Genomic DNA, 13606 nt, shown 5'->3' with positions numbered 1-13606 from the left:
GCACTAAGCTATTAGCAGATCATGGAACAAATCAATCAAAATATCTAGATCCTGACTACTTTTTACCAGCTAGTCAAAGAACAAGCTACTATAGCAAAAAGTACGGCAGATCAATAGGCAGAATATCACGAATAGTATCCGTAAGTCTTTTATCGGCAATGATGCTCACAGTAACATTAGATGCCAAAGCACAACCAGCTATAGAACCAAATCAAAGTTTTCTATTTGGTAAGGACTCTGCAGGAATTAGCACTAACGTGTCTTCACCACCAATCATGCCGCAATCTCCACCACCAGCTCCTCCAATTCCGCCTGTGCTACCTGCTATACCTAATTTAGTCAGTGACACAAGTATAGGAGGAAAATCAGAAAATAGGTCAGCATTGTTTGAATCGATAAGGAATTTTGGCAAAAACATACTAAAAAAGGTAAAGAAAGAGCCAAAGCCTAAGGTATTAACTAGCGACGGCGGGGATTTAATGAGTCAACTGTATGATACGCTTGAGAGAAGAAGAAATGGTATAGCTGGAGGGAAGAATGGTGCCAAGTCAAAGAAAGTGGTAAAGCAAACTCCTAAATTAACATCTGAGGAGCAAGCACGGAAGAAAGCGGAGAATTTAGCAAGAGCAGCAACAATTCGGGAGCAGAACAAAAAGAAATGGGAGGAAGCGGCTAAGAAGAATGAGGAGATAGCAAGAGAAAGACGCCGAGCTGAAGCTGAGGCAGTTAAAGCAAGGATAGAGCAAAAAGCAAAGGAAAGAGGCGAGAGTAGGGAAGGTGTAGTTAATGGTATAGATCCGGCACTACATCACAACATAGTATCAGATTTAAGATCTGAGATAGCAATCTTAAGAGAGAAGCTAAAAAATCAAGGTATCAATAATTTAGCAGGGACACTAGGCGGTGGAGGTGGAGCAGAAGAGCCTATATACAGCAAGCCTATAGATACTATTAGTATGGCAAGTAGCGTTACGGAATACTCTGAACCTTGGCAAGATCCTGATACTGAGATAGGTGAAGCATTTGAAACTGAATTTAGTACACCAAATACACAAAAGCAATTTGAGCCATCAGCACCTCCTCTATCATCATTTAGCAGTTCAGAAGACTTACATATTTCAGAAGCCGATTCATTAGGTGAGGAAGAAGCGAAAGTAATAAAAATGCTAGATGAGGCAATAGAAGATAGCGGCTATAGCGGATCTATTTGTTCCAGCGTTGGTGATTGGAGTGAAGAGGATAGTATTTTAGATACAGACGGCTACGATACCGTATACACAAGTAGCAGCAGTAAAAATTCTAACGATGACAACTCAGAATGGGAAACGGACTTTTCTGACGATAGCAGCGACGAGGACGGGATACCATTTTCGCCACCTGCGACTGAAGAGAAGAAAGCGGAGCTTGACATCATAAGAGAGTTTCAAGTATCGGAGCTATCTTCAGCTGTTGCAAGTAACGATAGCATTAATGAAGCCAATAGCTTGATTTGCAGCAACATCAAGAAGAGATGCTACGAACAGCAAGACGTCAGGTATTAGAGCCAGCACCTGTTGTTGGCATAAGAGCTACAAGTAAGCCAAGGAAGTTTTGGTATGATCCAAGTTTTACATTAACGGAGGATATTAAACTACCTGACGGCAAGATATTACATAAGGAAAGAACAAAAGTGAATCCGCTAGATCACATGGTGTTTGATCGTGAGTTAATATTTATTGATGGAAGAAGTCAGGAGCAAATGGAGTGGCTTAAGAAGAGATTAGAGGATACGAAAGCAAAAAATAAAGAGAAGAATAACAACGAAAACAATAACTTAGAAATTCGGATAATTTTTGTAGGTGGAAAAATACTGGAGTTACAAGAGGAGATAGGTAGAACATTATATTTTGATCAAGCAGGGGAGTTAACGAATAAGTTTGGTATAGAGCAAGTACCGGCAATAGTGGTACAAGACGGCAAGAGGCTTAAGATATCTGAGATCAAGATTTAGATTAGACGTAAAATAACTGCTAGGAACGAATAGGAAATGCAGCGCCGCTAGCAGCCAAGAGTCATAAAGAATAACGTTAGTAGGCGACAAGAAGAAGAGCAGGAAACCTACTAACATAAATAAGTTAAAAGTAATAATCAGCAAGAGTCAAGAAGAATTTAAAAAATAGGTAATAAGGTAATCATGGTAATAAAGCAATATAGTGGGAGTGATGGTACTAGCATTAATATTCAAGGATACGCAGAGTTTTTAGAGAAATTAAAGAATCGAGTTGCTACAAGTAGATTGAGAGCGGCTAGAGCAGTTAACACGGAGCTCATAACACTTTACCATTATATTGGTACTGAGATTTTAGATCGTCAAAAGAGATATGGCTGGGGTTCTAAAGTAATAGATAAGTTAAGTAAAGATTTAAGAGCAGAGTTTCAAAATTTAAAAGGTTTTAGTCCTCAGAACTTAAAATATATGAAGCGTTTTGCAGAAATATATACATTTGATGAAATTGGTCAACAGCTTGTTAACCGATTACCCTGGGGTCACAATATCATTTTGATGTATATGGTTAGGTGATAAACAAAAGCGACAATGGTATATACAAAAAAGTTTAGAGTATAATTGGTCTCGTAATATTTTATCTATGCAGATAGAAACAGATTTATATGAAAGAGAAGGTAAGGCTATTACAAATTTCAATGACAGACTTCCATCTCCTCAATCTGATCTAGCACAACAAACATTACGTAATCCATATATATTTGATTTTTTAAGTTTAGGTAATGAAGCTCATGAACGTGAAATTGAAAATGCATTGATGAGCCATATAGAAAAATTTTTACTTCAATTAGGTGAGGGATTTGCTTTTTTAGGTCGTCAATATCCTGTTCAAATTGGTACAGAAGATTTTTATATAGATCTACTTTTTTATCATATAAAGTTACGCTCATTTATTGTTGTGGAACTAAAAGCCGGTAAATTTAAAGCAGAATATATTGGCAAGATGAATTTTTATTTATCAGCAGTAGATGATATTTTAAAACAATCAGCAGTAGATGATATTTTAAAACACCCAACGGACAATCCAACTATAGGATTAATTTTATGTCGGGATAAAGGAGAAAGAATAAAAGTCGAATATGCTTTACGTGATATGAGTAAACCTATAGGTCTAGCGGAATATCGTTTTACAGAAACATTACCTGAAAATATAAGAACAATACTACCGACCATTGAAGAATTAGAGGAAGAATTATCTAAAGACTTAAATATAAAAGGAAGTAAGGATAAAGGGTAAATATAGGTTATAAAATAAGATGGGAATAAAGGGATTTCCAATCTTGAAGAGAAAGCTTGGCGGCAGACTTCAAGATTGGATGATTAAGCAAATAATCATACTGATAATGGCAATTTTCATGCCTTTTTCAGTATCTGCAAATATTACATGTCAGGGAAGATTTGTCAATCCCATAACGGATATATGCTGGTCTTGCATATTACCTATTTCTATCGGAAGCATAAATATTGGTAAGGGGATAGCTCCTAAAAAGAGAGATACTAAGAATCCAAGTAGTCCTATTTGTATGTGCACCAAGGCAAATATTCCAACGCCTGGAATATCGATAGGTTTTTGGGAGCCGGTGCGTTTAGTAGATGTGACAAGGACGCCATATTGTATGACTAATTTAGGCGGTGTATCTCTTGGTAGCGATAATAAAAAAATAAGTAGTTTTAATAGGAGTTATGAAAGTAGCAGCTATAGACATGATAGTTTCTATCATGTGCATTACTACGCTTATCCATTAATTTACTGGTTAGAGTTAATAACCTGCTTAGAAAAAGGTAGCTTTGATGTTGCTTATATGTCGGAGTTTGATGTGACTTGGAACGATCCAAAACTACAAAGTTTATTAAATCCTGAGGCTATTTTATTCGGTAATCCCGTAGCACAAGCGGCATGCAGTATGGACTGCTCTGCTGCAACTCTTAAATTACCGATAGATAGCATGTTTTGGTGCGGAGGTTGTCTTGGCAATATGTATCCTTTTAGCGGAGCAAATGCGGATCATGAGGGCGGAGTGCAATCTAGTAGTTACTGACTTTAAGAGTTCTTGCAAAGCAGCATAGATTAGGTTTAGCAGATGTAACTTCAACAAGTAGCTCTAAGGTAAACGGAGCGCTATGCCGCAAGTCTAAAAATTTAAAGATTAAAAAGAGCCAGTACAAGCTACAGATGGTGAATCCGAAAGCAACAACTGGTGGTAAGGATATTGGTTGCTGGCCCGTTGGTCTTACTGATACTGCCTATAGTAGCTTTCGTGAATATCCGTATAAAGGGCAAGATTTTGGTTATTTAATTTGGAGGAAAAAGAATTGCTGCGCACTCTAATTTTAATGATTTTATCCGTTTATTGCACGTCCAGTCTCGGGAGTGTTTGGGAGGTATCTAAAGAAGATATAGAGTTTGCTGAAAAACTCCAAACGCAATTACAAAACACGATAAATAAGGGACTAAAGGACAAATATCAAGAATTTGAGCAAGTATCTAAAAAGCTAGGATCTACAAAGCATGAAACTTTAGGTGCTGCAGATGTAGTAGATACACTAGGCGAGGCAGAAGAGGGCGACACAAAACTTAGAATCTTTGTAAGTAGCTCTATGAGCTTAAATTTACTACGTAGCTATTACAAGGAAGCACAAAGATATGGGGGGCATTTAGTATTTAACGGTCTACCTAAGGGGAGCTTTCAGGAATTATTAAGGCTTGCCCAAGAAATAGTTGAAGGTAACGACATCGGCGGTCTTGAGCTTGATGATGAAGCATTTAAATCTTTTAAAGCTCAGCAAGTGCTGGTGATAGTACTAAGCAGAGAAGCGGAGAATTTGTTTGACGCAGAAGATGCTGCTACTAGGTACGACTCTATACAAGGAGCTGTATCAATCAAGTACGCTCTAGAGGAATTTGCTACTCGTGGAGACTTAAAGGAGGAAGCAAAGCAGAGGCTAGCACAATGAAAGTAAAAACTATTGCTGTATTAATGCTGTTATGGGTAGCTATGCAAATTATGACCAATATTGCTTTTGCTCAATATTTAGATGAGCAGTTAGAGACCAACATCAATAAAGTTGATCCATTATTTGAGCGAAGCGTACCAAATCTAGAAGAGTTTAAAGCAACGGTAGAGCAAGATCAAAAGGCAATAGCAGAGCAAATTGGTCAGAATAAGATGCCTCCTATAGCTGATTCAGGCAAGATCGCACATGAGAGAGCAAGATTGGAAAGTTTGGATGTATTAGAATTAGATAGCATTGCAAGAAGGGAAATGGCAAAAGACCCATTTCACAATGAAATGTTCGTGGATTTAAGTAGACCGGGCATGCAGGCACATTTAGAGGATGCGAAGAAAATAGCAAAAGGCAGCTCTAAGATGATAGGGAACATCATAGCAAATCTTAGGGATATAGGAGTGGATTGTAAGACGGTTAAAGGAAATATTGAGAGAGATCCTGAATATTTCATGGAACTTAAGCAAGAAGTAGATAGTACAAGACAAGATACTATCTATGACCAACATTTCTGCGAAAGACTTAGAAACATTTACAATTGCAGTGATGTACTGCACTTAAAATGCTTAAAGGAGGAGAGGCAAGGGCAACCTTGGCAGGAGAGAGCAATTGATATATCAGGTGAGGAAATATGCAGAAATCACCATCACTTTCTGAGTCAAGGGGCTTTGTACAAGAAGGACAGAAGGGGACGAAAAACAAAGAAATATTTCTATATGAATATGAGGCAGGATCATTCTGTGCAGCATCAATTAAGGTCGATCATAGCACCAAAAATAGGATCGGAGCTTGAGCAAATTAATGAAAATATAGGCATTAATCCTATAGGTAGTGGTGGTGTTAGTGAGTGCCAAAGATATGAAGTTAAGTGGGCTGTATATCATTTCAAATACCAGTACCGAGATTGGAAGAATATTTGTACCGCGTGGAGTGAAGTATGGTATGAGCATTGCAGGTTAAAGAATTAGGTAATGATGAAATATAGCATAATGATTAAACAATTACTTTATATCTTTTTTGCTGGATATTTAATTACATCTACGGCATGTGTGGCTAATGACAGCTTTAAATCAAATTACCCATGTCGAGACATCCAAAAAGAATGCATATCAAGTGGTACAAGGACAATTGATGGATATGAAGTATATAGGGATTGCTGGGAGTATTCAGTTGAGAAAGTGTGTGATTATCCAAGCAAGGATGATTGTAGTAAATATTCGCATTGCTATTTCGTCTCTACTTTGGAGTGTTTACTTACTGATTCTCTAGGTAATTGCGTTAATAGGAAAGAGGAATATTCCTGTAAAAGATGGACCCCGATAGTTAAAGAAAGCACAAAAGCAAGAGTAAGACTGCAGGAGAAAGAAAGGCAGGAAGGGATAATTTGCGAAGGGATTCCGTGTATTGACGGTAACTGCGTAGATCATAGGTTCTTAACCAATGGCGAGATGATGGATTCTATATCTAAATTATATGCGGTAAGTCAGATGAAAGCAGGGGATGGTGTAAATATTAGTCTTTTTAAAGGAAGTAGTGATCATTGCAGTAAAAAAGCGACAAGTTACACCAATTGCTGCTCGGCTAGTTTAAAAGGTTGGGGCAGTAATGTCGGGGCAAAATGCAGTAAAAACGAGCTGCTACTTATAGAGAAGCGAAAAAAGAATTTATGTGTTTATGTAGGCAAGGAAAGCAATAAAAAGGTCGGCGTCACAACTCTTGTAAAACACCATTATTGTTGCTTTGGCAATCTGCTTGACAAGGTGGTGCAAGTGCAAGCAAGAAAGCAGTTAGGTCTTAGTTTTGGTAGCGGGAAAAATCCGGATTGTCGGGGGTTAACGCTTGAAGAGATAGAAAGAATTAACTGGGATGAGATTGATTTTACGGAATTCATTGAGGATTTAAAGGTTAAATTCTTTAGCAAATATAAAATGCCAGGAGGCGATGATTTAAAAGAGAGAATTAATAATAGTTTACCTGATATCAGGGAATTTGATGGCAATACACAAAATCAAGATAACAATGCAAGCGGGTGGAGAGTAGGAGAAGAGTAATGAAATGCAGCATAATTAAGAATTTAGTAGTTGTTTTTCTCATTTGCACGCAGGCGAGCGTTGCTGCAGCTAATGGATTTTTTCATCAAAGATATAGAGGCTGGTTATGGTTCGAAGAACGTGAACAACAAAGAATAAATGAGGAACAACAGCAAGAATTAGAGAAAATACAAAAACAAGAACAAGAAAGAGCTAAAGCAAGGTCGGAGGTAGAGGCGTTTAGCAAAGAGTTAGATGACCTAAAATATATGATGATTAGATATCCTGAAAATCTTGATCATGTATATGCCTATAAAAAGAAAGAAGCTGAGATGTTAGATAGTGCATTAAAATTAGATCATTCATATAGGCTTGTGAATTTACTACATCCAAACGACGTAAATCACAAAGAAAATCCAGTAAATTTATACGGTCGCAAAATCCATCAGCAAGAAGAGCAAAAGGCAAAAGAAGAGAAAATAGCTGTGCTTGCACACAATATAGAATTGTTTTTTGTCTTTAGTAGCGATTGTCCTTATAGCACGCAGGCAGCACCTGTTGTTCACGGGTTTGCACAAAAATACAAAATAGAGACAGAGGCACTTAGTACTAATGGTGAGAAATCACAATATTTTAAAACACATTTTAATCAGGAGCTAATAAATATGCTTGGAATAGAGTCAGTACCTAGTTTGATTTTGGTCACCAAAGACGGCAAGACTAGATTTGAGATCGCAAGAGGAGCGGTATCTTTCAGTGAGCTTGAAGAAAAAATGCTTCTTGCTCATGAAATATTAGAAGATCAAGAGCTAAAGTCGCAGCGTGCAGTAGAGCAAGAAGAAAATAGCAGAGTGAGGTTTAAGAATGATTAGCAATAGTTCATACAAAATGAATCTAATACGTAAAACAGTAAGGAAAGCAAATATCTTACTACATGCTTTACTGATTCTTGCACTGCTGCAGTCAACTTCAGCATATGCCGGCATTGAAACCTTAATGAAAAGCGTAATGCCATCAGGGACATTATCAAATAATAGTAGAGCTGCTCTAATTAAGGATCAGTTGGGAGGGCATCTAGTAGGCGGCTCTATGATTGTAAAAACGCCCGGTATTGATGATATATCACTAGGGCACTTTACTCCGCCAACTTGCAAATTAGGAGGTCTTCCTTGTAATGCTCATTTTGACTTAAGAATGGGAGCATTCTCATATATCAGTAGCAAGGAGATGATGGAGAGTATGAAGCAAATGGCACAGAATGCTTCAGTATATGGCGGTATTATGCTCGTTAAAACTATGTGTCTGCAATGTGAGAATTTAATGACATGGATGGAAGGGGTAGGACACAATGTTAGTGACATATTAAATGTAAATTGCGAGCGTATGATGGCACCAATCACCGGTACTATGGATAAGCTTGCTAAATCTGCTGAGGCAAAGCGTCAGGCAGATTTATACTTAAGCGGCAACTCTAAAGATTCTGCAGAAATAGTACAAAGAGCCAAAAAAGATAGCGATACTGACCCAGCAGAAAATAACCCGGAGCTTAGAACTCAGTTAGGCGAGAATTTCAATTTAGTTTGGAAGGCTTTGAGCAAAACGACATCTCAAACTGGCACTACTGAGCTTAAAGAGTTGCTGATGAGTATATCCGGCACAATCGTCATCCAAAAAAAGGCTTGCCGCCCAAAGTATATAGCTCTCTTGCCGAGCAAGAACTGATAGAGCAATATATGGGAGTAAGTGGCAAGAGCTCAGGTCAGATTACTTTATACGCCTGCGATGAGACAAAATACTGCTTAAATCCAACTAAGCAGCAAAAAACCTTTGCAAGTAGTGATACGCTGCATTCCAAATTATCCAAACTAATCGAATCAATCACGATAAAAATCGAGCAAGATAAAGAAAATCCAGGTCTCACTGAAGAAGAAATGGATTTAATCGATCTCTCGAGTTTGCCGCTGATCTCTAAAATAGAGATGGATCTAGCGATCTATAAGTCTAGTCAGAATATCAGTGTTAAGAGTCATGATTTCATAACGCATTTATGCTACGACGTTGTGACCTCACATCTTGCTAAATTACTAAAAAAAACCTCGGACGCAGTAGAGGAATTATCATATGTACAAATCTCTGATACGGGGATATTTGAGCAATTTGCAAATAATACAAGGGAGATTATGCGAAGTATTTCGCGTGCCAAATCAGACGCTTATAAGCGATATGATTTAATTGGTCAAATGAAAGCACGACTTCGTCAAGATGAGAGTTATTTTCAAACTCAGTTTGAAGAATATGACCAAGATAGCAAATTAGCGGAATAATAAAATAAATAAAGATTAATTATTGAGATAAGAGGCAGTCATGAATTTAACTATCCATACATACGGCTATATTGATGCGATGTATAACACATTACAAGCTATCGCAATGTTTCATCAAAGTGATGCTTACCTATATTTGGTGCAAGGAGTGTGGTTTTGCATGGGATGTTTTTACGCTGTGCATCTTGTGCAGGAAGTACGCATCTTGGGCAATTCAAGTCTCATATTTATAGAGTGCTTGGTATTTGCATCATTGTTAACGGATTGTTACTGCCATCAACGCATATGGTTATTAAAGATCATATTTCCAAAGATACCGCAAAAGTAGATCATATACCTCTTGCTTTTGCTGTCCCTGTTGGAATTCTAGAAGAGTTTGGCTACATCATAACAAGAGGCTTTGAGCAAGCTTTTAGACCATTTAGTAATCAAAAATTTGATTATTTTAATTATGGTCTGCTTTTTGGGCAGAGATTAAAGCAGGAAGTTAAAAACGTACGGATTAAAGATCCAGTAAACGTCAATAACATGCGTAGTGCTACCTGCAATGATTGGCTACAGCTTCACGAAAGAAGAATTATTTGCAACAGATAATATTTGGAAGTTATTGAAAGAAAAAGCAGGTGGCTTAAGAAGAGTCAAGTTATTCGAGCCAAAAACGCGTCAATATGAATCGATGACCTGCAAAGAGGCGGTAGCATATCTCAAGCGACATTTATTTCCGCAAGAGGAGGAAAGAATATTAGTAAAATTCGCAAGTAGAAGCTTTAATCAAGCAAATGACAGTGGAACGTATTTCAATTATGACGGGAAAGGACATTTAAAAAAACCTAATTTAGAAGCAAGTTTATACTTGAAACATTATTTTAAAAATAACATTAAGAAAGCTTATGGGGTCGGTAGTGCCGAAGATTTGTTAAAGCAGCAAATGATGATTAATACAATATCAAACTTCAGAAGTGGCTCATATGCAGTTGCAAGAGCTCGCATGCAGCATGAGAGCAGCAGCTTAATCGGGAGTGATATGGCAAGTATTTATCTGCCATTAATGCTTGTGGTATTTAAATGCATTGTCTATGGGGCGTTCATCTTTGTTGTTCCGATGATTTTAATGAGCGGCGGATTTACTAAATATATGACATATCTGGTAATTATTGTATCGCTGCAGCTATGGCCGGCGTTAAATGCAATCCTTAATATGATTATGGAAACTTATAGTGACTTTTCTGAAGGATCAAGGCAGGTAATGAGTTACGCAGCTGTTTCTACAATGTACAAAAAAATAGATACGATAGTTACTATTGCCGCGTCACTGTAGATGTTAGTACCATTTTTATCGTTTTGGTTAACAAAGCTTGGAGGTGACGGCATCATGCATTTAGCAGGTAATATAGTTGGAGGCGTGCAATCTGTATCAGGAGGCGTTGGATCAGAAGTCGCAACTAACAACAAAAACTTTGATAATTACAGTAGTGGTAATCAGCAATACGGCAACACAAGTGCCAATAAAGTAGATACCAGCATGCAGTACTTTGATGGTACTAATAGAGCTCAATATGCAGATGGCACAGGTGAGTTTATTACGCAATCAGGTGAGCAAGTATTCTCAGGTGGTAGTGGTCAACCTTCCTCTACTGGTGAAGCACGTTATATCGCGGGTGAAGGTATAATTGCAAGTCATGAGGCAGGCATCAGAAATGAGCAGCAATTAATGTCAGGAGAGCAAGCAAGCTTGTCGACAGTACAAGAACAATTGGTTGCTCAAGAAGCTTCGGCATTGCACTCTATTATGCAAAATACAAAAACTGATACTGGTTATAACATCGATACTTCTACTGACTACGGTAAGGAATTACAGAAAACATTACAAGAGATCGATAAGTTAGACAGCTCTAATAATTATGGTTGGGAGCAGAATGCTAAAGCCTACACACAAGCACAAGCAAGTGCTGGAATACCAAGTGCGTTAACAGCAGGGATACTTTCTGCTCAAGTAACAGCTGGTGGGGAACTATCAGCTAGCAACACCAGTTCTCAATCCGATATGCAATCTAGAAGTCTTTCGGAAGAAAATGCAACTCATGCAAAGCAAGGTATTTCCGAGCGTACTAATAATGCTGAGAGTTTCTTAGAAAGTTTAGGGGTTGATAAAAATACGCAAGATTCAATAAGAGAATCTTATCAACAAGCAGAAAGACTAGAAAATTCAATTAGCACTCATAAGAACAATATAGATAGTCATAATCAAGGTATTAATCATACACGCAGTAACTCTGCGAATTTTGATAAAGATATGTATCAAGATGTATTAAATGCTTATCAAAATAGGTATGGGGGAACAGCAATAGAAGCACAAAGAGAGGTAGCAGCAGGAACGTATAGGGCAAGAGCAGTCTTTAGAGATATAAGCGGTTCTGCAGCACAAAGAAATTTACAAGAGATACAAGGAGTAGGCAGTAATATAGCAAGTTCTAATAATGTAGATAATTTTGTTCAAAATCACCAGCTAGATAATAATATTGGCAGCAAAAGAGATGAATTTGCAAGAGATCATGGTATTAGAACAGATGCAGAAGTGATAAGCGGAGAAATCACAACTAAAGGAGATAATCTTAAAGCCCAACATGATACAAGATACAATGATAACCTTAGTCAATATGACGATTCTCATCAACACATAAGTGATCAACAATATGCAAAACAGCTACAAATTAATCAATATAAAGAGGATAGAATTGGTAAAGGAAAATTTGGAACTGTTTTTGGTGCTACGGATGGAGTAGGTAGACCATCAAGTCATAATCCAGACAGTCATAATAAAAAGCAGCATGAACCTAAGAAACAACAAGTAGTCGCTCAATATACGGATCCACATAAACCATTTGATAAAGATGAAGCACAAGCTTTGATGGATTCCGTTAGTAAGAACAAGGATCAAGGGTGAGGACGTCGAGTGAGTGCAACATTAACGATCGCGATAATAAATATTACCGGGACGGTAAGAATATAATGTGCTGTTACGCCAACCAATATCAGTGTTGTTCAACGTAGAACTATGTAAATGGTTAAAGTTATTAGCACTTTCTTTAACATTTGCCATGACAGACCAAACTTTACGGTTAAATAAAATAGAAATAGGACAGTTTTTAAATATGAAGAATAAAGTAGGAATAGCGAACAATGATGGAATAGCAATAAGAGCTGAAATAGGATCAGACACCTTATATTTATCTAACAGAAGACATATTAAAGCAAATGATCCGATGGTACTAACAATAACAAAAAAAGCCATAGGTAGATCTTTTGGTACCTTTAACTCCCGACCTTCACTATTTACAAAAATATTTTCCTTAACAAAGGTAACCTTGGAACGGGACCATACTACTAGTGGAACTCCAATTAATGTAATTAAGAACACTGCAAGTGCCAAGTATGAGAAACCTTGTTCTGAGTTAGCTTTAGGAGCAAGTAAGAAAGATACTAAAGTGCCAGCAGACATACCAAACCAAAAGATAAGATTCCAAAAATTATCCTTGCTGATAGGTTTTTTAAAAATACTATATTGTTTTTTACTACTGCTCATATCATACCTAAAAGTTAAACATCATACATATATCTTACCTTGTTTAGTGCGACCGTGCAAATTAATACGGTACTTTTTAGCATATTTTTTAATTACTTTAGGCACTCATGCTTGTTTTGCATCTGATATGCCACAGCTAATACAGAAAATAGAAAAGGAGCATGAAATTCCAAGTGGTTTACTTGCTGCTATTGCAAGCGTTGAGTCAGGTTTAAAACCTTATGCAATCGGTGTGTCCGGTAAATCTGTTAAAGCGAGTTCTAAAGAAGAAGCAAAACAAATCATCAAGCAGTATTTAGCCAAAGGCATCACTAATATTGATATAGGCATCATGCAGATTAACTGGCGATGGCATGCTAAAGAGTTTGATCAAGATTTAGATGATATGCTCAATCCCTTGCAAAATATCATGTACGCAGCACAACTACTTAAATCATTACACGAAAAGCATCAAAGTTGGCAGAAGGCAGTAAGATACTATCATTCTGCAAAGGATGAACATCACCGTAAATACTCAAAAGCGGTATTAGTATCATGGTTAAAACAAAATTAAAAATAAATTAGTAACATATAAATTGCTTTTTTCATAAAAAAGTGTAATAAATAAATTACACTAAAA

At 37.2% G+C, this 13606-nt stretch carries 16 protein-coding genes and 1 pseudogene; 16 read left to right on the top strand and 1 reads right to left on the bottom strand.

Annotation, left to right across the window (positions count from 1 at the left end; translation table 11 throughout):
- From GCO76_RS07430 to GCO76_RS07360, 15 genes and pseudogenes are all read left to right on the top strand, one after another.
- A pseudogene (locus GCO76_RS07430) lies at nt 1-1541 on the top strand (hypothetical protein); the annotation flags it as partial.
- Nucleotides 1511-1990, top strand: a complete 480-nt coding sequence (locus GCO76_RS07425) for a conjugal transfer protein TraW (RefSeq protein ID WP_410956726.1) — start codon at nt 1511-1513, stop codon at nt 1988-1990. The pseudogene GCO76_RS07430 and the gene GCO76_RS07425, both read left to right, overlap by 31 nt.
- Before the next feature lie 183 nt (nt 1991-2173).
- A complete protein-coding gene (locus tag GCO76_RS07420) occupies nt 2174-2560 on the top strand; it encodes a DUF1016 N-terminal domain-containing protein (protein ID WP_410956725.1) in 387 nt (128 codons plus the stop codon).
- Nucleotides 2561-2627: 67 nt separating this feature from the next.
- Complete coding sequence (locus GCO76_RS07415) at nt 2628-3281, top strand: PDDEXK nuclease domain-containing protein (RefSeq protein WP_410956724.1); 654 nt, start codon at nt 2628-2630, stop codon at nt 3279-3281.
- A 19-nt stretch (nt 3282-3300) separates the two neighbouring features.
- Nucleotides 3301-4083: a TraU family protein gene (locus tag GCO76_RS07410; protein ID WP_410956723.1), complete on the top strand. Its 783-nt coding sequence runs from the start codon at nt 3301-3303 to the stop codon at nt 4081-4083.
- Nucleotides 4080-4373 (top strand): TraU family protein, encoded by a 294-nt coding sequence (locus GCO76_RS07405; RefSeq protein WP_410956730.1) that lies wholly within the window; start codon nt 4080-4082, stop codon nt 4371-4373. The genes GCO76_RS07410 and GCO76_RS07405 overlap by 4 nt, the downstream gene beginning before the upstream one ends.
- Nucleotides 4358-4999: a type-F conjugative transfer system pilin assembly protein TrbC gene (trbC, locus tag GCO76_RS07400; protein WP_410956722.1), complete on the top strand. Its 642-nt coding sequence runs from the start codon at nt 4358-4360 to the stop codon at nt 4997-4999. Before GCO76_RS07405 ends, trbC begins: the two co-directional genes overlap by 16 nt.
- A complete protein-coding gene (locus tag GCO76_RS07395) occupies nt 4996-6018 on the top strand; it encodes a hypothetical protein (protein WP_410956721.1) in 1023 nt (340 codons plus the stop codon). The genes trbC and GCO76_RS07395 overlap by 4 nt, the downstream gene beginning before the upstream one ends.
- A 21-nt stretch (nt 6019-6039) precedes the next feature.
- On the top strand, nt 6040-7101 hold the full coding sequence (traN, locus tag GCO76_RS07390) for a conjugal transfer protein TraN (protein ID WP_410956720.1): 1062 nt from the start codon (nt 6040-6042) through the stop codon (nt 7099-7101).
- Nucleotides 7101-7952, top strand: coding sequence for a conjugal transfer protein TraF (gene traF, locus GCO76_RS07385; protein WP_410956719.1), 852 nt, complete (start codon nt 7101-7103; stop codon nt 7950-7952). The genes traN and traF overlap by 1 nt, the downstream gene beginning before the upstream one ends.
- Nucleotides 7945-8802, top strand: coding sequence for a conjugal transfer protein TraH (locus tag GCO76_RS07380; protein ID WP_410956718.1), 858 nt, complete (start codon nt 7945-7947; stop codon nt 8800-8802). Before traF ends, GCO76_RS07380 begins: the two co-directional genes overlap by 8 nt.
- On the top strand, nt 8760-9404 hold the full coding sequence (locus tag GCO76_RS07375; RefSeq protein ID WP_410956717.1) for a conjugal transfer protein TraH: 645 nt from the start codon (nt 8760-8762) through the stop codon (nt 9402-9404). Before GCO76_RS07380 ends, GCO76_RS07375 begins: the two co-directional genes overlap by 43 nt.
- Before the next feature lie 165 nt (nt 9405-9569).
- Nucleotides 9570-9998 (top strand): conjugal transfer protein TraG N-terminal domain-containing protein, encoded by a 429-nt coding sequence (locus GCO76_RS07370; RefSeq protein ID WP_410956729.1) that lies wholly within the window; start codon nt 9570-9572, stop codon nt 9996-9998.
- Complete coding sequence (locus GCO76_RS07365; protein ID WP_410956716.1) at nt 9952-10722, top strand: conjugal transfer protein TraG N-terminal domain-containing protein; 771 nt, start codon at nt 9952-9954, stop codon at nt 10720-10722. The genes GCO76_RS07370 and GCO76_RS07365 overlap by 47 nt, the downstream gene beginning before the upstream one ends.
- Nucleotides 10723-12348, top strand: a complete 1626-nt coding sequence (locus GCO76_RS07360; RefSeq protein ID WP_410956715.1) for a hypothetical protein — start codon at nt 10723-10725, stop codon at nt 12346-12348.
- Nucleotides 12349-12369: 21 nt separating this feature from the next.
- On the opposite strand, the gene GCO76_RS07355 is transcribed toward GCO76_RS07360, so the two are convergent.
- Complete coding sequence (locus GCO76_RS07355; RefSeq protein ID WP_197734692.1) at nt 12370-12987, bottom strand: hypothetical protein; 618 nt, start codon at nt 12985-12987, stop codon at nt 12370-12372.
- A 127-nt stretch (nt 12988-13114) separates the two neighbouring features.
- On the opposite strand from GCO76_RS07355, the gene GCO76_RS07350 reads away from it, so the two are divergent.
- The gene (locus tag GCO76_RS07350; protein ID WP_084687042.1) at nt 13115-13540 is read left to right on the top strand and encodes a transglycosylase SLT domain-containing protein; all 426 of its coding nucleotides are present in this window, start codon (nt 13115-13117) and stop codon (nt 13538-13540) included.
- Nucleotides 13541-13606: the final 66 nt, after the last annotated feature.

The sequence above is a fragment of the Rickettsia koreansis genome, from assembly GCF_046532895.1.
Lineage (GTDB): Bacteria > Pseudomonadota > Alphaproteobacteria > Rickettsiales > Rickettsiaceae > Rickettsia > Rickettsia rickettsii.
The sequence above is the reverse complement of the archived record's forward strand: the minus strand, read 5'-3'. Positions and strand labels throughout refer to the sequence as shown.